Source organism: Paenibacillus caui, from assembly GCF_019904135.1.
Lineage (GTDB): Bacteria > Bacillota > Bacilli > Paenibacillales > Paenibacillaceae > Fontibacillus > Fontibacillus caui.
Genome location: NZ_JAIOGQ010000004.1, coordinates 61,254 through 83,826 on the forward strand (window position 1 = coordinate 61,254; position 22,573 = coordinate 83,826).

Annotated in this window: 26 protein-coding genes and 1 riboswitch; of the genes, 23 read left to right on the top strand and 3 right to left on the bottom strand. The window is 52.2% G+C overall.

Annotation, left to right across the window (positions count from 1 at the left end; translation table 11 throughout):
• The first annotated feature begins 18 nt into the window (after positions 1-18).
• On the top strand, positions 19-1,425 hold the full coding sequence (locus K7397_RS03555) for a dihydrolipoamide acetyltransferase family protein (RefSeq protein ID WP_223066571.1): 1,407 nt from the start codon (positions 19-21) through the stop codon (positions 1,423-1,425).
• A 29-nt stretch (positions 1,426-1,454) separates the two neighbouring features.
• The gene (gene lipB / locus K7397_RS03560) at positions 1,455-2,153 is read left to right on the top strand and encodes a lipoyl(octanoyl) transferase LipB (RefSeq protein WP_223066572.1); all 699 of its coding nucleotides are present in this window, start codon (positions 1,455-1,457) and stop codon (positions 2,151-2,153) included.
• Between the two features lie 49 nt (positions 2,154-2,202).
• Here lipB and prli42 read toward each other — a convergent pair whose 3' ends face one another.
• Entirely contained in the window at positions 2,203-2,301 is a 99-nt protein-coding gene (gene prli42, locus K7397_RS03565; RefSeq protein WP_223066573.1) for a stressosome-associated protein Prli42, read from the bottom strand.
• A gap of 107 nt (positions 2,302-2,408) precedes the next feature.
• Between prli42 and K7397_RS03570 the strand changes: the two genes are divergently transcribed.
• A complete protein-coding gene (locus K7397_RS03570; protein ID WP_223066574.1) occupies positions 2,409-3,542 on the top strand; it encodes a M20/M25/M40 family metallo-hydrolase in 1,134 nt (377 codons plus the stop codon).
• A gap of 97 nt (positions 3,543-3,639) precedes the next feature.
• Here K7397_RS03570 and mciZ read toward each other — a convergent pair whose 3' ends face one another.
• On the bottom strand, positions 3,640-3,795 hold the full coding sequence (gene mciZ, locus K7397_RS03575) for a Z-ring formation inhibitor MciZ (RefSeq protein ID WP_223066575.1): 156 nt from the start codon (positions 3,793-3,795) through the stop codon (positions 3,640-3,642).
• Positions 3,796-3,917: 122 nt separating this feature from the next.
• Between mciZ and K7397_RS03580 the strand changes: the two genes are divergently transcribed.
• From K7397_RS03580 to K7397_RS03660, 17 genes are all read left to right on the top strand, one after another.
• The gene (locus tag K7397_RS03580; protein ID WP_223066576.1) at positions 3,918-4,478 is read left to right on the top strand and encodes an NUDIX hydrolase; all 561 of its coding nucleotides are present in this window, start codon (positions 3,918-3,920) and stop codon (positions 4,476-4,478) included.
• Between the two features lie 6 nt (positions 4,479-4,484).
• Entirely contained in the window at positions 4,485-5,672 is a 1,188-nt protein-coding gene (locus K7397_RS03585) for an endonuclease Q family protein (protein ID WP_223066577.1), read from the top strand.
• 72 nt (positions 5,673-5,744) lie between these two features.
• Positions 5,745-6,392: a stage II sporulation protein M gene (gene spoIIM, locus K7397_RS03590; protein WP_237690645.1), complete on the top strand. Its 648-nt coding sequence runs from the start codon at positions 5,745-5,747 to the stop codon at positions 6,390-6,392.
• A gap of 94 nt (positions 6,393-6,486) precedes the next feature.
• Entirely contained in the window at positions 6,487-6,990 is a 504-nt protein-coding gene (gene fur, locus K7397_RS03595; protein ID WP_223066578.1) for a ferric iron uptake transcriptional regulator, read from the top strand.
• Positions 6,991-7,153: 163 nt separating this feature from the next.
• On the top strand, positions 7,154-7,387 hold the full coding sequence (locus K7397_RS03600) for a DUF4227 family protein (protein ID WP_223066579.1): 234 nt from the start codon (positions 7,154-7,156) through the stop codon (positions 7,385-7,387).
• A 68-nt stretch (positions 7,388-7,455) separates the two neighbouring features.
• Positions 7,456-8,364, top strand: coding sequence for a tyrosine recombinase (locus K7397_RS03605; protein WP_223066580.1), 909 nt, complete (start codon positions 7,456-7,458; stop codon positions 8,362-8,364).
• A 70-nt stretch (positions 8,365-8,434) separates the two neighbouring features.
• Positions 8,435-9,628 (top strand): phosphopentomutase, encoded by a 1,194-nt coding sequence (gene deoB, locus K7397_RS03610; RefSeq protein WP_223066581.1) that lies wholly within the window; start codon positions 8,435-8,437, stop codon positions 9,626-9,628.
• Between the two features lie 29 nt (positions 9,629-9,657).
• A complete protein-coding gene (locus K7397_RS03615) occupies positions 9,658-10,482 on the top strand; it encodes a purine-nucleoside phosphorylase (RefSeq protein ID WP_223066582.1) in 825 nt (274 codons plus the stop codon).
• Between the two features lie 132 nt (positions 10,483-10,614).
• Positions 10,615-11,808: a D-alanyl-D-alanine carboxypeptidase family protein gene (locus K7397_RS03620; protein ID WP_420488744.1), complete on the top strand. Its 1,194-nt coding sequence runs from the start codon at positions 10,615-10,617 to the stop codon at positions 11,806-11,808.
• 90 nt (positions 11,809-11,898) lie between these two features.
• Positions 11,899-12,252: an anti-sigma F factor antagonist gene (gene spoIIAA / locus K7397_RS03625; protein WP_223066583.1), complete on the top strand. Its 354-nt coding sequence runs from the start codon at positions 11,899-11,901 to the stop codon at positions 12,250-12,252.
• The gene (gene spoIIAB, locus K7397_RS03630; RefSeq protein WP_223066584.1) at positions 12,249-12,698 is read left to right on the top strand and encodes an anti-sigma F factor; all 450 of its coding nucleotides are present in this window, start codon (positions 12,249-12,251) and stop codon (positions 12,696-12,698) included. Before spoIIAA ends, spoIIAB begins: the two co-directional genes overlap by 4 nt.
• Before the next feature lie 9 nt (positions 12,699-12,707).
• A complete protein-coding gene (sigF, locus tag K7397_RS03635) occupies positions 12,708-13,463 on the top strand; it encodes an RNA polymerase sporulation sigma factor SigF (protein ID WP_223066585.1) in 756 nt (251 codons plus the stop codon).
• Between the two features lie 219 nt (positions 13,464-13,682).
• Entirely contained in the window at positions 13,683-14,321 is a 639-nt protein-coding gene (locus tag K7397_RS03640; RefSeq protein ID WP_223066586.1) for a stage V sporulation protein AA, read from the top strand.
• Between the two features lie 5 nt (positions 14,322-14,326).
• Complete coding sequence (locus K7397_RS03645) at positions 14,327-14,755, top strand: stage V sporulation protein AB (protein ID WP_223066587.1); 429 nt, start codon at positions 14,327-14,329, stop codon at positions 14,753-14,755.
• 48 nt (positions 14,756-14,803) lie between these two features.
• Entirely contained in the window at positions 14,804-16,468 is a 1,665-nt protein-coding gene (locus tag K7397_RS03650) for a spore germination protein (RefSeq protein ID WP_237690646.1), read from the top strand.
• A 118-nt stretch (positions 16,469-16,586) separates the two neighbouring features.
• Positions 16,587-17,921 carry a diaminopimelate decarboxylase gene (gene lysA / locus K7397_RS03655; protein ID WP_223066588.1) on the top strand — a complete coding sequence of 445 codons (1,335 nt, stop codon included), beginning with the start codon at positions 16,587-16,589 and terminating at the stop codon, positions 17,919-17,921.
• Positions 17,922-18,054: 133 nt separating this feature from the next.
• On the top strand, positions 18,055-18,486 hold the full coding sequence (locus K7397_RS03660) for a peptidylprolyl isomerase (protein ID WP_223066589.1): 432 nt from the start codon (positions 18,055-18,057) through the stop codon (positions 18,484-18,486).
• A 66-nt stretch (positions 18,487-18,552) separates the two neighbouring features.
• Here the strand turns inward: K7397_RS03660 and tlp are convergent, their stop codons facing one another.
• The gene (gene tlp, locus K7397_RS03665) at positions 18,553-18,777 is read right to left on the bottom strand and encodes a small acid-soluble spore protein Tlp (RefSeq protein ID WP_223066590.1); all 225 of its coding nucleotides are present in this window, start codon (positions 18,775-18,777) and stop codon (positions 18,553-18,555) included.
• Positions 18,778-19,023: 246 nt separating this feature from the next.
• Positions 19,024-19,209: riboswitch (FMN riboswitch) on the top strand.
• Between the two features lie 282 nt (positions 19,210-19,491).
• On the opposite strand from tlp, the gene ribD reads away from it, so the two are divergent.
• Genes ribD through K7397_RS03680 form a run of 3 tightly spaced genes read left to right on the top strand, consistent with a single transcriptional unit; the run spans position 19,492 to position 22,551 of the window.
• On the top strand, positions 19,492-20,592 hold the full coding sequence (gene ribD / locus K7397_RS03670; protein WP_223066591.1) for a bifunctional diaminohydroxyphosphoribosylaminopyrimidine deaminase/5-amino-6-(5-phosphoribosylamino)uracil reductase RibD: 1,101 nt from the start codon (positions 19,492-19,494) through the stop codon (positions 20,590-20,592).
• A 7-nt stretch (positions 20,593-20,599) separates the two neighbouring features.
• Positions 20,600-21,280 (top strand): riboflavin synthase, encoded by a 681-nt coding sequence (gene ribE / locus K7397_RS03675; RefSeq protein WP_223066592.1) that lies wholly within the window; start codon positions 20,600-20,602, stop codon positions 21,278-21,280.
• A gap of 32 nt (positions 21,281-21,312) precedes the next feature.
• Complete coding sequence (locus K7397_RS03680) at positions 21,313-22,551, top strand: bifunctional 3,4-dihydroxy-2-butanone-4-phosphate synthase/GTP cyclohydrolase II (RefSeq protein ID WP_223066593.1); 1,239 nt, start codon at positions 21,313-21,315, stop codon at positions 22,549-22,551.
• The last annotated feature ends 22 nt before the right edge of the window (positions 22,552-22,573 follow it).

A 22,573-nucleotide genomic window follows, 5' to 3' on the forward strand; every position in this document is an offset into this window, starting at 1 on the left:
GCAGACAGGAGTGAAAATATGTCATCAACCAAGCAGTCGATCGAAGTCGTGATGCCGCAGCTTGCAGAATCTCTCGTATCTGCGACAATCGGCAAATGGCTGAAGAAACCGGGCGATGCGGTAGAGCAGTATGAGCCCATTTGCGAAGTGATTACAGATAAAGTGAACGCGGAAATTCCTTCTACATTTGACGGCGTGATGGGAGAACTGCGCGCCGAAGAAGGGGAGACGGTGAACGTCGGTGATGTCATTTGCGTCATCCATACGGAAACGCAAACCGCAGGGCATGCTGCTCCTGCTCCAACCGGGGCGGGAACGGTTGGGCAGGACGCATCCGCTCAGGCTGCCTCCCAGGATCAGAGCCAGCGGTTTCGCTATTCCCCGGCGGTTCAGTCGCTGGCCGCAGAGCACGGAATCAATTTGCAGCAGGTAACGGGGACCGGCCTTGGCGGAAGAATCACCCGCAAGGATGTGCTGGCGTTTATCGATCGCGGCGGTTCAGTCGTTCCGGCGGGACAGCCTGCTGCTCCCGGCCGGCAGGCTGATCAGGCTGCTTCTGCCGTTCAAGCGGGCACTCATGCGGCCGCAGCATCCGTGGCCCCGGCTCCGGCGCAAGTTCCGGCTGCAGCTTCTGAGCAGCCGAATCCGTCGCTCGACCAGGTGCGCCATTCGGGCCTGCACCTGATGGAGACGCCTAAAATCCCGACGGTTGAAGTGGAAGGCGGGAAATCGGAATATTTTATCGATGTAACGCCGGTCAGAAATACGATTGCCACAAGAATGCGCCAAAGCGTTTCCGAAATTCCGCATGGCTGGATGATGATCGAAGTCGACGTTACCAATCTGGTGCACCTTCGCAATAAGCTGAAGGATGAATTTTACCGCAACGAAGGCATTAATTTGACTTACCTCGCCTTTCTGCTTAAAGCGGTCGTGAACGCGATCAAGGATTACCCGATTATGAACTCAATTTGGGCCGTGGACAAAATTATCGTGAAGCGCGATATCAATATTTCGCTGGCGGTAGGCACGGAAGATTCCGTCATGACGCCCGTCATCAAAAAAGCCGATCAGAAAAATATCGCCGGTCTTGCCCGCGAAGTGGAGGAGCTTGCCCGCAAAACACGCGAAGGCAAACTGAAGCTGGATGACATGCAGGGCGGAACCTTTACGGTGAACAATACAGGGTCTTTCGGTTCGATTTTGTCGCAGCCGATCATCAATTATCCTCAGGCAGCGATTTTGACCTTTGAATCAATCGTCAAAAAGCCCGTTGTCATCGACGATATGATCGCAGTCCGCTCCATGGCCAATATGTGTTTGTCTCTGGATCACCGGATTCTGGACGGCGTCATCTGTGGCCGCTTTATGCAGCGGGTGAAAGACAATCTGGAAAGCTACTCACCGGATACTAAACTTTACTGATTCTAGAGCGCAGAAAGAAGGCTACATTCATGACGAGAGAGCTGAAAGTGAATTATATTCCATTGATGGATTATAGTGAGGCTTGGGAACAACAGAAGCAGCTGGTCAAGGAAGTGGGCCGTGAAGAGCAGCAGGAGCACCTGCTGCTTCTTCAGCATCCGCCAACTTATACAATTGGTTCCCAGCGTCATCCGGAACATCTCCTGCTAAGCCCCGAGGAGCTCAAAAAGCAGGGGATCTCCGTGTTTGAGATCGACCGGGGAGGCGATATTACGTATCATGGCCCCGGCCAGCTTGTCGGATACCCGATTATTTGGCTGGACGGGGCTAAAGGGCTGGATTTGCGCGGATATTTGCGGGATCTGGAGCAGGTCGTCATCAATTATCTGGCAGTACACGGGGTTGAAGCAGGCCGAAAAGAAGGATTGACCGGGGTGTGGGTCGGGGACCGGAAAATTTGCGCAATTGGCGTGAAATTCAACAAATGCCCGCATCGGCGGGGATTTGTGGCAAGCCACGGATTTGCCTTCAACATCAAAGCGGGGATCGAGAACGAAGGCTTTCGGGGGATTATTCCATGCGGGATTCAGGACTACGGCGTCACCTCGCTGGAGGCATGCACCGGCGGGACATTTGAAGTCGGTCAGGTTGCCCGGGAAATCGTCCCGCTGTTCGCGGAATTGTTCCGGTTTGAACCTGTATGGGAGGAAGCCGGATCCTTGAAATAGAAAAAGGCAAAGAAGCTTGAAGGGGCCGCTTTTGCCTTTTATGTGCCTTTTACCGGAAAACAAACGGTTCGATCAGCGCAATCAGCGCCGAGCCTACAATAGCAATCAGCATTAGATAGACAAATAATTTCATCCATTTTTTTGGCATGAGAGAACTCCTTACCTTTATACTTAATTTATGCTTATAAGAAACGCAGCCTGATTTACAGGATCGCCATTATATTTTATCGTAAATAAGAAAGCGGGGAAAGTAAAGTGATCGTAAAGGACCGATTGATTCAGCTGTTTCTTGATTTGGTGCAGGTTGACAGCGAAACGACACAGGAACGTCAAATTGCGGATTTGCTCAAGCAAACATTTACGGAGCTCGGCTTAAGTGTTGTGGAGGACGAGTCGCAGTCTGTGACCGGTCATGGCGCAGGCAATCTGATTGCGACATTGCCGGCCAGCGGATCGGCTCAGGCTGATCCCATCTTTTTCACCTGCCATATGGATACCGTGACGCCGGGCAAGGGCATCAAGCCTGTCATCAGTGAGGATGGCTGGATTCGCAGCGACGGGACGACGATTCTCGGATCCGACGACAAAGCGGGACTTGCCTCGCTGCTGGAAGTCATTCAGGTACTGAAGGAGAAGGAGCTGCCGCATGGACAAATCCAGTTCGTCATTACGGTCGGGGAAGAAATGGCGCTTGCCGGTTCCAGAGCGATGGATCCGAAGCATCTGGATGCGAAGTACGGCTATGCCCTCGATTCCAATGGCGAAGTCGGCGCCATTTGTACCGCAGCCCCTACCCAGGCCAAGCTTGAAATTGAAATTTACGGGAAATCGGCACATGCCGGAGTGAATCCGGAAGACGGCATCAGTGCAATCCAGGTTGCCGGAAAAGCGATTGCCCGCATGAACCTGGGACGTATTGACAGCGAAACGACGGCGAATATCGGCAAATTCGAAGGCGGCAGCGCCACGAATATCGTTCCGGATTATGTGAAGCTGTACGCGGAAGCGCGCAGCATCGTGAATGAGAAGGTCGAGAAACAGATCGCGGACATGAAGGAAGCCGTTGAATCGGCTTGCCGGGATTATGGAGCACGCGGGAAAGTAAACAGCAGGATCGTATACCCGGCTTTTCGCCATGACGATAGCGATGCGGTTGTCCAGCTGGCCCAAAAGGCAGCCACTAAGCTTGGCTTGTCGGGCCGGACGTTTGCATCAGGCGGGGGCAGTGATGCCAATGTCTTCAACGGCCACGGAATTCCTACAGTCAATCTGGCGGTAGGGTATGAAAATATCCATACGACGTCGGAGCAGATCAAGGCCGACGACATCGTGAAGGCGGCGAGCCTCGTGCTGGAGATTATCCGTGAAGCCGCTGTGACAAGCCGCTGAGCAGGCTTACGTTCAGAGCCAGCTCATGCTTGTGAAGCAGCAATCATAGCCCGTACCTGTCAGGTGCGGGCTGTTTATATCCTGCCAGGAGCCGACCCTAGCTTGAGCTCGCGCCAGCCGTAATGTTTCGGCTGATCCATTCCTGAAGGAGGATTCCCGGCTCTGCTTTGTCGCGCCATTGTTTCAGGAGATGCCTGATTTGCCACGCTTTTCCGGTTAGACGGAAATGTCCCGGTGCCATATAGCTTTTCATCGTCAGAACCCCTTTGCAATCATCTTGATATTTAGACCATATGCAAGTCTGGGACAAGTTATGCATGTCCAGCCGGATCCGAATTCATATTAGAAAATTCCAATATCCAAGGAGGCTTATCCATGAATCATTCGTCTTCCGAGCATTTGAAAGAAAAATGGCTGTCCACACGCCCGATCTTTGAAGGGAAAATCATCTCGCTGCAAATTGATACCGTGGAACTGCCGGACGGTACTCAAGCGACGCGTGAAGTCGTCAAGCATCCGGGAGCCGTCGCCGTACTCGCCGTTCATGAAGGTAAACTGCTGCTTGTGGACCAGTATCGCCAGGCTATGGGCCGCTGCGAGCTGGAGATTCCGGCGGGAAAGCTTGAACAAGGCGAAGACCCGATGGATGCGGCCCGCAGGGAGCTGGAGGAGGAAACCGGATACCGCTGCGGAAACATCCGGCTGCTGCATTCGTTCTATACTTCGCCCGGATTTGCCGATGAGGTCATTCATCTGTATGTGGCGGAAAATTTGACGGCAGGCTCCTTCTCTCCGGATGAAGACGAGTTTCTGGAAATTCATAAAGTGACGCTGGAGGAGGCGCAGCAGTTCATCGCGGAAGGCCGCATTGCCGACGCCAAAACACTGCTTGCCGTTTATTTGTGGCAGTTCGCCAGCGGCAGCTGGAAAGACTGAGGCCTGATGGAGCAGCATCTATCCTCGTTTTATGCGGATATGCATATCCATATTGGCCGCACGGGTGGAGGCAGCCCTGTTAAAATTTCCGGAAGCCGCGATCTAACCTTTGCCAATATCGCGAAGGAAGCGGCAGAGCGGAAAGGAATCGGGCTGATCGGCATTATCGACTGTCATGCGCCGGGCGTTCAGGAGGATATTGCAGCTTGTCTGGATTCCGGGGAAATGAAGGAGCTGGCAGGAGGGGGAATTGCCTACCGGGATACGACCATCCTCCTTGGCAGTGAAATCGAAATTCGCGAGCCGGGGCAGGGCCCGGCCCATCTGCTTGTTTATCTGCCGACCCTTGAGGATATGGCTTCCTTTACGGACTGGCTGGCGAAGCGGATGAAGAACGTCGGGCTCAGCACACAGCGGCTGCACGCGCCGGCAAGAAGCCTTCAGGAGGAAGTGCTGCAGCGCGGAGGGATCCTTGTTCCCGCGCACATTTTTACGCCGCACAGGAGCATTTACGGCAGCGCGGCGGATCGGATGTCCGATGTGCTGGATATGTCGCTTGTCGACGCCGTGGAGCTTGGCCTGAGCGCGGATTCCGAAATGGCCGGGTGGATTAGCGAACTGGACGGCTTTACGTTTCTGACGAACTCGGATGCCCACTCGCCGGGGAAAATCGGCCGCGAATACAATCAGCTTCTGATGCGTGAACCGAGCTTTGCGGAGTTCAGACTTGCGCTGAAACGCCGGCAAGGCCGGCAGGTGCTTGCCAATTACGGCCTTGATCCGCGGCTTGGCAAATATCACCGCACGTTCTGTTCGGGCTGCGGCGAAATCATCGACGAGCAATCGGATACGACTGATCGCTGTCCCTATTGCGGCAGCTCCAAAATTGTTCGCGGTGTTCTGGACCGGATCCGCTCCATTTCGGACCGCAGCGGTCCCTATATTCCGGAGCTTCGTCCTCCTTACCGCTACCAGATCCCGCTCGAATTTATTCCAGGGCTGGGCAAGCGCAAGCTGGAGGCGCTGATCTGTGCTTTCGGTAATGAAATGAACATTTTGCACCGGATTCCCGAGGAAGAGCTGGCGCATGTCGCAGGCGCGGGTCCGGCAAGCATCATTGCCGGGGCGCGCTCCGGGGGTATCAGGCTGGTGTCCGGCGGCGGGGGAACCTACGGCAAGGTGATCGTCCCCTAGAGTGTCATAGCTTCTCTCTCTTGTTCATATTCTATTTCTAAGCATAATTTGGACATGGGGAGGAGAAGGCAAATGTTTCAAATGATCCACCGGACGCTGAAAGACCAGACGCCGCTGTATGCCTTCGTTGCCGTGCTGTTATTGATGGGGGTCGTATTTGGAGCCCTCATGGTCAACGCGCTGACCCTTGATCAGCAGCAGGATATTTCCAAGTATCTTGGAGACTTTTTTTTGAACCTGGGTACGGATACGGGGGACCTGAAGTCTTCATTTTGGCCGATTGCTCTTCTGCAGCTCAAATGGCTCGGTCTGATTTGGCTGTTTGGATTGTCGGTAATCGGGCTGCCCGGCATTCTGATTCTTGACTTTCTGAAAGGCGTATTGATCGGGTTTACGGTAGGCTGCCTCGTAGGCCAATTTAGTTGGAAAGGTCTCCTGTTCGCGCTCGTTTCGGTGGCTCCGCACAATTTGATTGTAATTCCGGTCCTGCTGATCAGCAGTGTTGCGGCTGTGAAATTTTCGCTTGGCATTATTCGCAGCAGGGTGCTGCTGCACCGGCAGGGCAATTTTACAGAGCCTTTTCTCTCTTATACCGGTTTGATCGTGTCGATGTCGGTTGTTCTGCTCGGGGCAGCCTGCTTTGAAACGTGGGTATCGCCGGTGTTGATGAGCTGGGTAACGCCTATGCTGGAGCAGGCTTCTTCCGTTTCCGCTCTCTAGCAAAATGTTTGACTTCCAGGAATAAGTCCCCCTATAATGAAAGAAGCGGTCAATAAAAATAGTGGTTCGGCTTTTTCCGAGGGGGAGGGGTAAGATGGAAGCACGGATCGACAAAATTAAACAGCAATTGCAGTCCCACGGATATAAGCTGACCCCCCAGAGGGAAGCCACTGTTAGGGTTTTGCTGGAGAATGAAGAAGACCATCTGAGCGCAGAGGACGTTTTCATGCTCGTGAAGGACAAAGCTCCAGAAATCGGTCTGGCGACCGTTTACCGTACCCTTGAGCTGTTAAGCGAACTTCATGTTGTGGAGAAGATCAATTTCGGAGACGGGGTAGCGAGATACGATCTTCGTACAGATACGTCCAAACATCATCATCACCATCTCATATGCGTGCAATGCGGTGCCATGGACGAAATCCGTGAGGACTGGCTGGGCCCTCTGGAGGAGAGGCTGGAACGCGAGTTCAACTTTACGGTGCTCGACCACCGACTTGATTTTCACGGCATTTGCTTCCGCTGCAAAGCGAAAGACAAGGATAAAGATAAGGATAAAGACAACAATTCCGGTGGCGGTTCCGCACCCGAGTCATCATAAACCTGTGCTGCTGCAAGCTCTCACGGTTACGGCCGGCGGGAGCTTTTTTGGGTGCATGTGCTCGTTCTCTCTCATACATAAACTCCGTTAATGGCCTGTATACTGGAATAAAGACTTTTCTCTCATCAGAAAAGCAAAATTCTGGTACAGAAAGAGGGAGAGCATGGTTATCAGCTTAAGAAAGTGGCTTCGTTCCTTGCGGTATTTGCTCGTTTTCCTTGTGCTGGTATATGTATTCAGCAAGTTGTTCGGTTTGTTCGAAAGTTGGTTATCGCCGTCCGATCCTTATCACAATCCCGAGGGGACGGCCGTTAAGGCCGGAGGTACGCCGGTTCTGGGCGATGACAAAGAGGGACTGCTTGAGAGACTGAAAATATACTACAGGCTTGGCGAATAGACGAAAGACCGGTTTGGGCTTGCCTCGGCAGGCTTGATCAGGAAGTTAGGTGAAAGGAGGCGGCAGGGATGGACAACCGGCTTGCGGCTTTTATTCATGACCTCAGCGAGCGCAAAGGGCTTAGCGAAGCAACGCTGTCTTCTTACCGGAGAGATCTGGAGCAGTTTATCGTTTTTTTGCAGGAACGGGAAATACAGACATTCGATCAGGTAACCAGAGCTACCTTGATCCTATATTTTTCAGCACTTAAGGAGCAGGGCAGGGCATCGTCCACCGTTACGAGAGCATCCGTTTCCTTGCGCGCCTTTTTCAGATACTTGCAAAGGGAGCTTTTGATCCGGCAGGATCCGTTTCTCCATCTGGAGTCTCCGAAACCTGAGCGAAAGACGGCTCAGCCGCTTTCGATTGAGGAAACGGCCCTGCTGCTAGACAGGCCCGATCCTTCCTCGCTGCTTGGGCTTCGGGATAAAGCCATGCTGGAGCTGCTTTATGCTACGGGGATCCGGGTGTCGGAGCTGATTTGCCTCGATGTGGAGGATGTGGACCTGAGGCTGCGTTTTGTCCGCTGCGGGGAAGGGAGCCGGCATGAACGCATCGTTCCGTTTACGCCCCACACCGGGGAGTGGCTTGAGCGGTATTTGAATGAAGGCCGTCCGGCTATGCTTCAAGACGCCGATGAGAGGGCCCTGTTCCCGAACCGGCTCGGGGGCCGCATTACAAGACAGGGTTTTTGGAAAACGCTAAAAAAATATGGCCAAGCCGTAGGGCTCAAGACGGAGATCACACCGCATACGCTCAGGTCCTCTTTTGCAAGCCATCTGCTTAGCGGAGGAGCCGACCTGAAAGCCGTTCAGGAGCTGATGGGCCATGCCGATATTTCCTCTACCCAGGCCTATCTGAACAAGCCAGGCGCCAATATCAAGGCGATTTATGACAAGTTCCATCCAAGAGCGGCAATGAACGAATCCCGGCCGTAGCCGGTATGATTTACTCGGTACACTGGGATAACGAATTAACTAACCGTATTCGCCAGAAGGAGTGGTTGTAATGAGTCAAAACAAACATCCCCGCTTTAGAAAAATGACGGTGATCGTCCTCGACAGCGTCGGCATCGGGGAACTGCCGGATGCCCCCAAATTTGGGGATGCCGGTTCGCACACGCTCGGACATATTCTGAGTACCCATCCGGAAACAGAGCTTCCGAATCTTGCGTGGCTCGGACTTGGGAACATCGCTCCCATTCCGCCGGTTAAGCCGGCGGACAAGCCTCTCGGCTACTATGGCAAAATGGCGGAGGTTTCGGCAGGCAAGGATACGATGACAGGCCATTGGGAGCTGATGGGGCTAAAAATCGACACCCCTTTTCAAACGTATCCGAACGGCTTCCCTGAGGAATTGATGAGCCGGTTTGAGCAGGAGACAGGGCGCAAGACGATCGGCAACAAGCCCGCTTCCGGTACAGAAATTTTGGACGAGCTGGGCGAAGAGCATATGCGAACGGGCGCATTTATTGTGTACACTTCGGCAGACAGCGTCTTCCAAATCGCGGCGCATGAAGAGGTAGTGCCGCTGGAAGAGCTGTACCGCGCGTGCGAAATTGCACGCCGCCTTACGCTTGAGCCCGAGCATTCGGTCGGCCGGGTCATCGCCCGCCCGTTTGTCGGAGCTCCGGGCAGCTGGAAGCGTACGCCGAACCGGCATGATTACGCCGTGAAGCCGCCTGAGCCAACCGTGCTGAACGAGCTAAAGAACGGCGGCTGGGAAGTGGTATCCGTCGGCAAGATCAACGATATTTTCTCGGGGGAAGGCATTAACCGTTCTTACCCAACGAAGAGCAATGAGCACGGCATTGAGGAAACGCTCAAGCTGATGCCGGAGGATTTTTCAGGGCTGCTCTTTACGAATTTGGTCGATTTTGATTCGCTGTACGGACATCGCCGGGATCCGAAAGGCTATGCCGGCGCACTGGAAGTGTTCGACAGTGCTCTGCCTGAACTGATGGCGGCGACAGGGCCGGATGATCTGCTGATTATCACGGCTGACCACGGAAATGATCCGATCCATGCAGGCACGGACCACACCCGTGAGTATGTGCCCATTCTGATTTACGGACCTTCACTGAACAACCCGGGGAGCCTGGGCGTTCGCTCCACTTATTCCGATCTGGCTGCAACAATCGCCGACAATTTCGGGGTTCAGGGAACCCCGCATGGACAGAGCTTTCTGAAAGAACTGCTGTAATCAGGCAGCAAGCACAGGGGAGGATTTGCATGCTTACATTGAATCATGAAATGGTGCAGGAAGCTTGCGCCTATATCCGCGGGAAGACCAGCCGTTCACCCGAAATCGGACTCATTTTGGGCTCGGGTCTGGGCATTCTGGCCGATTCTATAGAGGATGCCGTAACGATCCGGTATGAAGATATTCCGCATTTTCCAAAATCTACGGTAGAAGGACACGCCGGAGAACTGATGATCGGCTCGGCCTGCGGAGTCGATGTCGTGCTCATGAAAGGCCGCTTCCATATGTATGAAGGCTACGGCCCCGAGCTTACGGCGTTCCCCGTTCGCGTGATGAAAGAACTTGGCGTGAACAAGCTGCTTGTTACGAACGCGGCCGGTGGAATCAACACCTCGTTCAATCCGGGCGATCTGATGCTGATATCCGACCATTTGAATCTTACCGGCCGCAATCCGCTGATCGGACCTAATGACGCTGCCTTCGGTCCCCGTTTTCCGGATATGTCCGAGGCATACAGCCGCCGCCTTCGCGGGATTGCGAAAGGCATCGCCGAAGAGAAGAACATTCCGCTGCAGGAAGGCGTGTATGCCGGCCTGCTCGGCCCTAACTATGAAACTCCGGCGGAGATCGTTATGCTTCGTACAATGGGGGCGGATGCCGTCGGCATGTCCACCGTCTCCGAAGTCATTGTAGCCCGCCATGCCGGCATCGAGGTGCTCGGCATTTCCTGCATCAGCAACATGGCGGCAGGCATTCTTGACCAGCCGCTCTGCCATGATGAGGTCATGGAAACGACGGAGCAAGTCCGCGAGAAGTTTCTGGGACTGGTGCTGTCGGTAATTCCGCAAATGTAATCGTTAGTCATGATAACAGCCGCTGCCGGATAGGCAGCGGTTTTTTCTTGTCCCAGGTAGGAATATTTTCCATCCTTTCGGCGAATACTAGGTTAGAAGATTAGTTCTGCAACTATTAAAGGAGGAGTACCCTTGAAGAAAAGGTTGTTAATCAGTATGCTGGCCTTCACCCTTTTCGCCGGAGTGCCGGGATGGAACGATGAGGTTTGGGCTGCCGACAAGCCGCAGACCGAAGATGCGGCCACCGCGGGCCTCGCTGAAAATGCCGTTTCAGCCATGCTGATGGATGCGGACACGGGAACGATTATTTATGAGAAGAAAAGCCATGAGAAGCTTCCGCCTGCCAGCATCACCAAGATCATGACCATGCTGCTTACCGCCGAAGCCATTGATAAAGGAATGCTTAAGCTGACGGACAAAGTGAAGACGAGCGAAAACGCCGCTTCGATGGGCGGATCGCAAATCTTTCTGGAACCGGGCGAAGAAATGACGGTAGATGACCTGCTCAAAGGGATCGCCATGGCTTCGGGCAATGATGCCTCCGTTGCGATTGCGGAACATATTGGCGGCACGGAAGCGGGATTTGTACAGATGATGAACGAAAGGGCAGAGGAGCTTGGTCTTAAAGACACTCATTTTGCAAACCCGAACGGTCTGCCTGCGGCGGATCACTATTCCTCTGCCAACGATATTGCCGTGATGAGCCGGGAACTGCTCAAGTATGATTTTATTACAAAATATACGGGGGCTTATCAGGATTACTTGCGCAAGGACAGTGAAAGGCCGTTTTGGCTTGTAAACACAAACAAGCTGGTTCGTTTCTACAGCGGTGCCGACGGACTCAAGACCGGGTATACGTCCGAAGCCAAGTTCTGCTTGTCGGCTACGGCGAAACGGGACGGAATGCGCCTGATCGCTGTCGTACTGGGCGAGCCCAATACGAAGACCCGCAACAGCGAGGTTTCCGCCATGTTCGATTATGCATTCTCCCAATACTCCATGCAGCCGCTGTTCAAAAGCGGTGAAATCATCGGACGCGTCAAAGTCGCCAAAGGTGAGAAACCGATCCTTGAAATTCCGGCAGACAAATCCTACAACATTCTGGTCAAGAAAGGAACGAAGCCTGCGGGAATTACCAGCAAAGTGGTGATGCCCGATTCCGTGAAAGCCCCGGTCAAGGCCGGTCAGCCTATCGGTAAGCTCGTCGTCTACCAGGGCGACAAAGTGCTGAAGGAATTTGAGCTTAACGCGCCGGAAGATATTCAAAAGGCGGGTTGGTGGAAGCTGTTTAAGCGGACAACATCCAAACTGTTTTTTGTAGATTGATCGGAGTTTTCTTCTAGTTTTGTCGGAGGGCAGGAATGCGCTTTTGCCTTGTAGAAATGAGTGTTCATGAGAGGGAGGGAGTGAACAGACATGAAGGTGAATGTTGAAATGGAACAACACCGCGATACGCTGATTGTCCGGCTCAGCGGTGAACTTGATCATCATGCTGCCGATGGCGTGCGCATGCGGCTTGATGAAGAAATTGCCCGCGGACGCTGCCGCCATCTGGTGCTTAGCCTGGAATCTCTTCAGTTTATGGACAGCTCGGGTATTGGGGTGATCCTTGGACGCTACAAGCTGATCAAGCACAAAGGCGGTCAGATGGTGGTGTGTCACGTGAATGCTCCCGTGTACCGTTTGTTTGAAATGTCCGGGTTGTTCAAGATTATGCCGATCTATGAAAATGAGCACGATGCACTCGCTGAATTGGAGGTAGCGCTATGAGCGAAAATCGTAATTTTATGACTCTTCAGTTTGCCGCAAGGTCCGAAAACGAATCGTTCGCAAGAGTTACCGTCGCTGCGTTTGTCTCTCAACTCGATCCGACGATGGATGAGCTTACCGATCTCAAAACCGTAGTATCGGAGGCTGTAACGAACAGCATTATTCACGGCTATGACAGCGATCCGAACGGGGTGATCACCATCGCCGCCGAAATTGAGGACGATACGATTCTCCTGACTGTCGAGGACAAAGGACGCGGGATTGAGGATTTGGAACTGGCGCAGCAGCCGCTGTATACCTCCAAACCCGAGCTGGAGCGATCGGGCATGGGATTTACCATTATGGAGAATTTCATGGATGAATTCGGCGTCACAAGCGAAATGGGCAAAGGAACCGTGATACGAATGAAAAAAAGGATTGAATCCAAGAAAGCTTTGTATAATTAGGGTGGTTCTATGGATGCTGATGTGAAGCAAACCTCGAGAGAGTATTTGGATGACTCCGAAGTCAAAAGGCTGATCGCCCTGAGCCAGTCGGGCGACACGCTGGCACGCGATACGCTTGTGAATTGCAACATACGTCTTGTATGGTCCGTTGTGCAGCGGTTCATGAACCGCGGCTACGAGCCTGAAGACTTGTTTCAGATCGGATGCATAGGACTGCTCAAGTCGGTAGACAAATTTGACCTTAATTATGACGTCAAATTTTCCACCTATGCGGTCCCCATGATCATCGGTGAAATTCAACGTTTCCTTAGAGACGACGGAACGCTGAAAGTAAGCCGCTCCTTGAAGGAGATGGCGAACAAGGTACGCAAGAAAAAGGACGAGCTGTCCAAGACGCTTGGCAGACTGCCGACAGTCAAGGAGGTGGCCGAAGAGCTGGGCGTCACTCCGGAAGATGTGGTATTTGCCCAGGAAGCCAATAAACCGCCGACTTCCATTCATGAGACGGTGTTTGAGAACGAAGGAGATCCCATCACGCTGATCGACCAGATCGCCGATGAGTCCCAGGAACGGTGGTTTGACAAGCTGGCGCTCCATGAGGCGCTCGGCGGATTGACCGAAAGGGAACGGCTCATTGTGTATCTCAGGTATTACCGTGACCAGACCCAATCGGAGGTCGCCAGCAGACTGGGAATATCCCAGGTCCAGGTTTCAAGGCTGGAGAAGAAAATCCTTCAGAATATTAAAAATCAAATCGCGCAGTAAAAGATAAAGCCGCTTAAGCTTTGGTTTGCCAAGCTTGAGCGGCTTTTTTATCATTAAAGAGTTTATAAATTTTCCGGGGTCCCCGCAAAGTACCTGAATCCGCCTCGAAGTAAAAGCCTCACTTTGTGGGGTTATTTTAGAGTAATTTTGCAAGCAGGAGTAAATACAATCTGCGTTTGGCATACTAGGGACAATTAGGCAGGTAAGAGGTGATTTCGGATGGACAACACTTTTGCCAAGGAAAAGGTCTATATCAGGCTGCGCAAGCACGTGCAGCTTAAGAAGGGAACATGCATTGAGCTGGGTGATATTGCGCAGATTCTGGCGCCTGCCGAGTTTGAACAAGGACTGAAGCGGCTTGTTGTCAAGCATCCGGTCAAGCAGGACGGGAACCGGATCGTCATTGATATGATGCGGATTATTAAATTGATCAGGGATCGTTATCCCAATCTATCCGTGGAATATATTGGCGAACCGCATACGCTGGTCGAGATCACGAGTTTAGAAAAATCGCCATCCCTGCTGCTGTTTGCGATTGTTTGGCTGCTGCTTTTTTTTGGATCCATGCTGACCATCATGAATTTTCACGCTGATGTGGACATGTCTGCGGTCATGGTGAAAATCGTGGAAATGATTACAGGAAGCCGGGATGAGCATCCTTATGTGTTCCAGACAACGTATTCGATAGGAATCGGGCTGGGCATGCTCATCTTTTTCAATCACTTGTTCCGCAAAAAATGGAATGAGGAGCCTACTCCGCTCGAGGTTGAAATGTTTTTGTATCAGGAAAATCTGGACCACTTTGTAATCACCGAGGAATACAAAAAAATTCATCGGAAGGAGACAAAGGAGGAGTAGGACGGATGCTGATGCTTCTGCAGGCGGTTTTGTTTTCTTTTCTCGGATTTGCAGGCGGCATTGCGGTTGGAGGAGGCGTTGTCGCTCTCTTTGTCGTCCTTGATATCATTCCAAGGCTTGCACAGCTGTCAAGATCGTATTACAAGGTCCACTGGTATGAGGGTGCTATGGTAAACGGCGCGTTTTTTGGAACGGTTGCGGATTTCTGGAATTGGAAATTTTACATCACCTGGAAGCCCGTGAGCGGTATGGTGGGACTGTTCAACGGGATATTTATCGGCATGCTGGCCGCCGCCTTGACGGAAGTGCTTAATGTGCTGCCTATTTTGGCCAAGCGGCTTCACTTGCAGCGGTATCTGTTTTTGCTGCTGCTCGCCATGGTGTTTGGCAAGGTTGCAGGCTCTTTGTTCGATTGGTTCGTATACCATCCTTGAAGGAAAATCAACGATCAACTCTAAGGTTTTGGCAGGAGGTAGCTTGAGATGACAAATGATCGGCATTCAGAAATGGAACAGGGAACGCAGACGAAAGAAAGCGTCATAACGTTCATCCCCGATTTTGATCCGGGCCATGACGATTCCGGGGACACGAAGCAGGATGATCCGAACGCGGCAAAATTCGGCGTGGACAGCGGTAAGAAATTGAATGAAATCTCGAACAGCATTGAAGAATCCGTGATTTATTGGCAGCATAGCGATAGTATCAGCCGAAAGCTCATTACGACCAAAAAAACGCTGGAGCAGGTGGTCGGTCTAGGGGAGAGCATCGACGTTGACTTTCGTGAAATGACGTTTGGCGGAAAAAGAACGGGCTTGTTTCTGATTACTTCATTCGCCAAAGACTTTATTCTTCAGGGTATTCTCAACAGGCTCACTTATCTGACGCCCGAAACCATATCGGGCTATGCGCTTAAAACTTTTTTTGAGGAATATATTCCTCATATCCAGGTGGAAACTACCGACAAACTGAGCGTCTGTATTACCAAGGCGTTATCCGGGATGAGCGTGCTCTTTCTGGAAGGCGAAGAAACGGCGATTGTGATGGACACCAGGTCCTATCCCGTCCGGAATCCGGAGGAACCATCTCTCGAGCGCGTTGTCCGGGGAGCCAGAGACGGATTTACGGAAACGCTGCTGGCCAACATCGGCCTCGTTCGCAGACGCCTGCGGGATCCCGGCTTAAAGTTCGAGCATACGCAAATAGGCAGACGGACGAAAACGGATGTCTGCGTGGCTTATATCGATGATATTGTCGATAAAGTGCAGGTGGAAAATCTCAAGGAGCAGCTCAGCCAGATTGATATCGAAGGCATTCCGCTTGCGGACAAGCAGCTTGAGGAAGCGATTATCCATAAAGGCTGGAATCCTTATCCGATGGCCCGGTACTCGGAGCGCCCGGACGTGGTTGCATCTCATATTCTGGAAGGGCGGGTTGTCTTGTTTGTGGATACTTCTCCGAGCGTTATGATCCTGCCGACGACGTTTTTCGACTTGTGCCAGCATGCGGAAGAAAACCGGCAAACGGCGTTTATGGGGACTTACCTCAGGTGGATTCGCTTCTTCGGCATCCTGGCCTCGCTGTTCTTGCTGCCTTTGTGGCTGCTGATTGTCATTCATCCGGAGATCAAGCCGCCCGCACTGGCATTTATTGGTCCGCAGGCTCAGGCTAAAGTGCCGCTCATCGCCCAATTCCTGATCGTGGAATTTGGTGTCGATCTGATGCGCATGGCAGCCGTCCATACCCCGACCCCTCTGGCTTCGGCAATGGGCCTGATCGCCGCCATTCTCGTCGGCGATATCGCAGTCAAGACCGGCCTGTTCGTGAACGAAGTCGTGCTTTATATGGCTGTGGCCGCGATCGGCATGTTTGCAACGCCCAGCTATGAGCTTGGGCTCGCCAACCGGCTTGTCCGGATCGTTCTATTGGTGGCGGTAGCCTTGTACGGAGTTCCGGGCTTTGTTGTCGGGATTACCTTATTAATCGTCTTGCTGACGCTGCGCCGCTCGTTTAATTCGTCTTATCTGTGGCCGTTTATACCCTTTAATGCAAAGGCGTTGGCCGCTGTTTTGTTCCGGATGCCGGTTACGTATGCCAAGACGCGCCCGTCCTTCAACAAGCCGCGGGACAACAGCCGAATGTCCGAGTAGCTTCATTGACAACAGCTTGTACTGCAAAAGTACAAATGAAGTATAAAAAAATCCATTTTTCGAATTCCCCGATACCTGATATACTGATTCTAAATCGGAAAAATCGGAGGATAGCAGCATGTATTTACACGGTACCAGTAAAATAAACGCCAAAGGACATCTTGAAATTGGCGGTTGCGATACAGTAGAGCTCAAAGAAAAATACGGAACACCGCTGTATATTATGGATGAAACGCTGATTCGCCAGCGTGCCCGCGAATATATAAGTGCTTTCAAACAATCCGGGCTTTCTTTCCAGGTGGCATTTGCCAGCAAAGCTTTTTGCACGATGGCGATGTGCCGTCTTGTTGAGGAAGAGGGAATGAGCCTTGATGTGGTGTCGGAAGGAGAACTGTATACGGCGCTGAAAGCCGGTTTTCCTGCAGAGCGTATCCACTTCCACGGCAATAATAAAACGCCTGATGAAATTCAGATGGCGATAAACGCGCGGATTGGATGCTTTGTGGCCGATAACTTCGACGAACTGCACATGCTGAATGCGCTGGCTGCCGAGAACGGAGTTAAAGTGAACATTTTGCTGCGGGTAACCCCTGGCGTGGAAGCTCATACCCATGAGTACATTTCCACAGGACAGACCGATTCGAAGTTCGGCTTTGACCTTGCTAACGGGGCGGCCTATGACGCCGTTAAAATCGCGATCCGTCTGCCTCAGCTTAACCTTCTCGGCCTGCATTCCCATATCGGTTCGCAAATTTTTGAAATTGACGGATTCCAGGTAGCCGCGGAGCGGGTATCCGAATTTGCCGTGAAGGTGAAACGTGAACTGGATGTGGTGTTCAAGGTCATTAATCTCGGGGGAGGCTTCGGTATCCGCTATACGGAGGAAGACACACCGCTCAAGGCGTCCATTTATGTGACCGCCATTACGGATGCGGTGAAACGCCATTTTTCCGGCGTATATGACAAGCTTCCCGAGGTGTGGATCGAGCCGGGCAGAAGCATTGTTGGCGATGCCGGAACGACGCTGTATACGATTGGCACCAGCAAGAACATTCCCGGTGTACGCAAATATATTTCGGTTGACGGGGGGATGACGGATAATCCGCGTCCTGCGCTTTACAATTCCAAATATGAAGCGATGCTGGCCAATCGCGGCCAAGAGGCTGCGGCCGAGACCGTTTCGATCGCAGGCAAATGCTGCGAAAGCGGCGATATGCTGATCTGGGACGCTGAGCTTCCGGTCGCGAACAGCGGGGATCTGCTGGCCGTAGCCGCAACGGGCGCATACAATTATTCGATGGCGAGCAACTATAACCGGATTCCGCGTCCTGCGGTCGTATTTGTGAGGGACGGTCAAAGCGATCTCGTGGTCAAAAGAGAGACGCTGAACGATATTGTGGCGGGCGATGTTATTCCTGAACGGATTCGCAAAGAGCATTCGCTGAAATCATAGGCGCCGGAGTTTGCTGGATAGATTGAAGACGGGGCAGAGCTTTCCCCGTCTTTTTCTTTGCACTGTGAACATTTTCATAGTACACTGGACATGTCGTATGCCCGATCATTATTGGAAGGAGCTAGAATATATAATGGCAAAACAAGCAAAAGTTAAACTCGCGAACGGCGGAGAAGTTCTTCTTGAGCTGTTCGATCAAGACGCTCCCAATACGGTAGCCAATTTTGAAAAGCTGGCAAACTCCGGCTTCTATAACGGACTTGTATTCCACCGTGTCATTCCTGGTTTTGTAGCTCAAGGTGGTTGTCCTCAAGGCACAGGTACTGGCGGACCAGGATACACCATCAACTGTGAAATTAACCCGAACAAACATGAACGCGGATCGCTGGCCATGGCGCATGCGGGACGCAATACAGGCGGAAGCCAGTTCTACATCTGCTACCAGCCTCAGCCGCACCTTGACGGACAGCATACCGTGTTCGGCAAAGTGATCAAGGGCATGGAACATGTCGATGCGTTCCAGGGACGCGATCGCATGGAATCGGTTGAAGTATACGAAGTATAATTCACCGGATCGTAACAAAGCCGCAATCCGTAATTTCCGGATAGCGGCTTTTTCCCTTTTTACCGATTATTTCGGCTGTTCTTTAGCCTCATCTTTAACTTCTTCCCGGAAGCCTTCGATTGCTCTCTCGCGCCGTTCATTTTTAGCTTCAACCTGACTGCGTTCTTCGCCGGAGATTTCCGATGCATGCTCGGCCAAATAATCTTCGCCTCGATGCAAATTTTGCAGCGTATTTTGAATGTTTTCCTGAATCCGGTCCACGTTATCTGCCCGGTTATCCGGTTTGGCCATTTGTCTTGTCTCCTCCTGGTCATCAAACTGCGCCTTAGGCCGGCGCTATGCATAGGTTGGTCATGCGGCCAGGATTTTATGCGCTTTTAGGAGCGGCAAGAGATCGGTCTGCAGACGGTTTGCTGAAGTCGTAAAGAAGCGTATGATAATATGTGTTGCTTTTCAGCATAGATAGTGTTACCATTTCAATCAAGTTAAGAGTCTGCTGATTAAGGACTTATGACTTAGGCAACCTACAATCGAATACGTTTCCTTCGGGGCAGGGTGAAATTCCCGACCGACGGTGATGGCAAGCGCCGGCTTTATGTATTTGACCGGCTGCGCCTTAGTCCGTGACCCGCCTGTTTATCGTCTTTAGAGATGCGATGGACTCGCGGCTGAGCCGGTGCAATTCCGGGACCGACAGTATAGTCTGGATGGGAGAAGGAGATACGGAGATTTTGCGGCAAAGGAGCTGCAGATTTCTTTCATGATCAATTCAGTTGATATTGGCCGCTGTCTGCCGATGCTGCTTGGTTGGGCATGGTTTTCTGGGATCTTGAAATTAGGTCTCGCTAGAAGATTTGTCCTGACAACCGCTTCGTTTCGCAGCAGTTCAATGATCCATTGTTAATTGGCTTGTTTATGTATCGCTTATACTCTCATGCACCCCGATCCATTTTTGGTCGGGTTTTTTTGCGTTATTGGAGATCCTACGGGAAAGGAGGATGTGCCGTGGAACTGATCAATGACGAGTTTTATATGTCGCTGGCCCTTGATCTGGCCAAACATACACAGGGCCAGACCGGAATCAATCCGGTTGTCGGTGCCGTTGTCGTCAAGGATGGGGCCGTAGTTGGAATGGGCGCGCATTTAAGACGCGGCGAAGCGCATGCGGAAGTTCATGCGCTGGATATGGCAGGGGAACGCGCACAAGGTAGCACCGTATATGTTTCGCTTGAGCCATGCAGCCATTACGGAGCGACTCCCCCTTGCAGCAAGCGGCTGATTGAAGCCAAAGTGGCCCGGGTCGTGGTCGCGTGTGTCGATCCCAATCCGCAGGTTTCCGGCAGAGGGACCCGGATGCTTCGGGAGGCAGGCATTGAAGTCGTAACCGGTGTGCTTGAGAAACAGGCGAAGGAGCTCAACAAAAAATTTATTAAATTCATTACGACAGGGCTTCCTTATGTAACGCTTAAAGCTGCCAGCACGCTGGACGGAAAAATGGCATCCAAAACGGGCGACAGCAAATGGATAACGAACGAGGCCTCCAGGGCCATGGTTCATACGCTAAGGCATCAGCATGAAGGCATCATGGTTGGCGTCGACACTGTAATTGCAGACGATCCGCTCCTGACCACCCGTTTGCCTGTACCCGGAATTTCCCCGGCCCGGATCGTTGTCGATTCAAAGCTGAGAATTCCGGTTGATGCGGGGGTTCTAAAAGCGGACGGCGCGGGCACCATTATTTTAACGACAGAGGGACATGGCGATTCCGCCAAATTAAAGGCTATTGAAGCCGGAGGTGCAAGGGTAATTCCTTGCGGGAACAACGAACGGGTGGATTTGAAGCTGGGGCTTCAGAAGCTGGGCGAACTCGGCATCTCCTCCATCCTGGTCGAAGGCGGCGGAAAACTGAACGGCTCTTTCATTGCCGGGCAGCTTGCCGATGAAGTTTTGCTGTTTATGGCGCCCAAGCTCATCGGAGGCATGGGTCCGGGCAGTTTTGTTTTTGATGGTCCGGACAGCATGCAGGAAGCAGTAAGATTAACGAATCTTCAAGTTACGCAGATAGAGGACGATATTTGCATTTCCGGAGTACCACAATGGAGGTGATGTCAGCATGTTTACCGGGTTGGTTGAGGAAATCGGTACAATGAAATCCGTAAGCAGACAAGGTGAAGCGATGGTGCTGGGAATACGGGCGAGCAAAATCATGGAGGATATCGCTCTGGGGGACAGCATTTCCGTAAACGGGGTATGTCTGACGGTAACCGGAATCGGGTCTTCGTCTTTTAACGTTGATGTTATGCCGCAAACCTACAAGCATACGAATCTCAATCTGTTAAGCAGCGGCCAAAAGGTCAATCTTGAAAGGGCCATGCCTGCCGGCGGAAGATTTGGAGGCCATATCGTACAAGGGCATGTTGACGGGACAGGCAGCATTGTCAGCACGGAACGTGACTACAATGCCGTCGTTTATACGATTAAACCCCATAATCCCGGGCTTTTCAAATACATTGTATCTCAAGGCTCTATCACGGTTGACGGGATCAGCCTGACCGTGGCCAAGGTTCAGGGCGAAACGTTCAGCGTATCGATCATACCGCATACCCTTGCCGAGACTGCTCTTGCATTTAAACGTCCTGGAGACACCGTGAATCTGGAGTGCGATGTGATCGGCAAGTATGTCGAGCATCTGCTGCATTACAGGGGTTCATCCTCATCCGAATCTTCGGCAGGGCAAGCAAGGGACGGAAAAGAGCTGAGTCTGTCGTTTCTGAGCGAGAACGGATTTGTTTAAACCGTGACAGGTTTGAAAGGAGGATTACGCATATGGATAGCATAAAGCTGGATCGTATCGAAGAGGCGCTTCAAGACTTGAAGCAGGGCAAGGCTGTCATCGTCGTGGACGATGAGGACCGGGAAAACGAGGGGGATATCGTGGCTCTCGCCGAGAAAGCGACACCGGAAATCATCAACTTCATGATCACGCAAGGAAGAGGGCTCGTGTGCGTGCCGATTACGCAGGAACGGGCGGAAGAACTGGAACTAAAGCCCATGGTTTCCCATAATACCGATTACCATGGCACCAACTTTACGGTATCGGTTGATTACAAGACGACAACAACGGGCATTTCCGCTTTTGAGCGTTCACAAACGGTGCAGGGCATCATGAATCCGGATGCGAAGCCTGAAGATTTCCGCAGACCCGGCCATATGTTTCCTTTGATCGCGAAAAAGGGAGGCGTACTCCGGCGTGCCGGTCATACCGAAGCGGCGGTAGACCTTGCCAAGCTTTGCGGCTCTTATCCGGCAGGGGTAATCTGCGAGGTGATCAAAGAGAACGGGGAAATGGCCAGATTGCCCGAGCTCAGAGAGTTTGCAGACCAGTTTGACTTGAAGCTCATTACCGTCAAAGATCTGATCCATTACCGGAACGATCGGGAGAAGCTGGTGACCCGCGAAGTGGAAGTGCGGATGCCTACGGATTTCGGCGAGTTCCGGGCAATCGCTTATACGAATGCTGTGGACGACAAAGAGCATCTGGCTTTGGTAAAAGGGGACATTAATCCGGAGGAGCCTGTCCTGGTGCGTGTCCACTCCGAGTGTTTGACGGGCGACGTGTTTCACTCCCACAGATGCGACTGCGGGCCGCAATTCGCTGCTGCCCTGAGCCAGATCGAGAAGGAGGGCACCGGCGTTCTGCTTTACATGCGTCAGGAAGGACGGGGCATCGGCCTGATCAACAAGCTCAAAGCGTACAAGCTGCAGGAGCAAGGGCTCGACACGGTGGAGGCCAATCTGAAGCTCGGATTCAAGGCAGATTTAAGAGATTACGGAATCGGGGCGCAAATTCTGAAGGATCTGGGGATTGCCAAAATCCGCCTGCTGACGAACAATCCGCGCAAAATAACCGGTCTCGAGGGTTACGGTCTGGAGGTTGCTCAGCGGGTGCCGATCCAGATCAAGGAGAACGTCGACAACACCGCTTATCTTCACACCAAACGAAGCAAGCTTGGCCATATGCTGCAGTTCGATGATTTGGAGCAGGATGAAACGGCCAAAATCTAATTTTTTTATAGGAGATGACGAC

Coding starts and splice junctions, on each gene's coding strand:
- K7397_RS03555 (WP_223066571.1), top strand. CDS start 19: ATGTCATCAACCAAGCAGTCGATCGAAGTCGTGATGCCGCAGCTTGCA.
- lipB (WP_223066572.1), top strand. CDS start 1,455: ATGACGAGAGAGCTGAAAGTGAATTATATTCCATTGATGGATTATAGT.
- prli42 (WP_223066573.1), bottom strand. CDS start 2,301: ATGCCAAAAAAATGGATGAAATTATTTGTCTATCTAATGCTGATTGCT.
- mciZ (WP_223066575.1), bottom strand. CDS start 3,795: ATGAAAAGCTATATGGCACCGGGACATTTCCGTCTAACCGGAAAAGCG.
- K7397_RS03580 (WP_223066576.1), top strand. CDS start 3,918: ATGAATCATTCGTCTTCCGAGCATTTGAAAGAAAAATGGCTGTCCACA.
- K7397_RS03585 (WP_223066577.1), top strand. CDS start 4,485: ATGGAGCAGCATCTATCCTCGTTTTATGCGGATATGCATATCCATATT.
- spoIIM (WP_237690645.1), top strand. CDS start 5,745: ATGTTTCAAATGATCCACCGGACGCTGAAAGACCAGACGCCGCTGTAT.
- fur (WP_223066578.1), top strand. CDS start 6,487: ATGGAAGCACGGATCGACAAAATTAAACAGCAATTGCAGTCCCACGGA.
- K7397_RS03600 (WP_223066579.1), top strand. CDS start 7,154: ATGGTTATCAGCTTAAGAAAGTGGCTTCGTTCCTTGCGGTATTTGCTC.
- K7397_RS03605 (WP_223066580.1), top strand. CDS start 7,456: ATGGACAACCGGCTTGCGGCTTTTATTCATGACCTCAGCGAGCGCAAA.
- deoB (WP_223066581.1), top strand. CDS start 8,435: ATGAGTCAAAACAAACATCCCCGCTTTAGAAAAATGACGGTGATCGTC.
- K7397_RS03615 (WP_223066582.1), top strand. CDS start 9,658: ATGCTTACATTGAATCATGAAATGGTGCAGGAAGCTTGCGCCTATATC.
- spoIIAA (WP_223066583.1), top strand. CDS start 11,899: ATGAAGGTGAATGTTGAAATGGAACAACACCGCGATACGCTGATTGTC.
- spoIIAB (WP_223066584.1), top strand. CDS start 12,249: ATGAGCGAAAATCGTAATTTTATGACTCTTCAGTTTGCCGCAAGGTCC.
- sigF (WP_223066585.1), top strand. CDS start 12,708: ATGGATGCTGATGTGAAGCAAACCTCGAGAGAGTATTTGGATGACTCC.
- K7397_RS03640 (WP_223066586.1), top strand. CDS start 13,683: ATGGACAACACTTTTGCCAAGGAAAAGGTCTATATCAGGCTGCGCAAG.
- K7397_RS03645 (WP_223066587.1), top strand. CDS start 14,327: ATGCTGATGCTTCTGCAGGCGGTTTTGTTTTCTTTTCTCGGATTTGCA.
- K7397_RS03650 (WP_237690646.1), top strand. CDS start 14,804: ATGACAAATGATCGGCATTCAGAAATGGAACAGGGAACGCAGACGAAA.
- lysA (WP_223066588.1), top strand. CDS start 16,587: ATGTATTTACACGGTACCAGTAAAATAAACGCCAAAGGACATCTTGAA.
- K7397_RS03660 (WP_223066589.1), top strand. CDS start 18,055: ATGGCAAAACAAGCAAAAGTTAAACTCGCGAACGGCGGAGAAGTTCTT.
- tlp (WP_223066590.1), bottom strand. CDS start 18,777: ATGGCCAAACCGGATAACCGGGCAGATAACGTGGACCGGATTCAGGAA.
- ribE (WP_223066592.1), top strand. CDS start 20,600: ATGTTTACCGGGTTGGTTGAGGAAATCGGTACAATGAAATCCGTAAGC.
- K7397_RS03680 (WP_223066593.1), top strand. CDS start 21,313: ATGGATAGCATAAAGCTGGATCGTATCGAAGAGGCGCTTCAAGACTTG.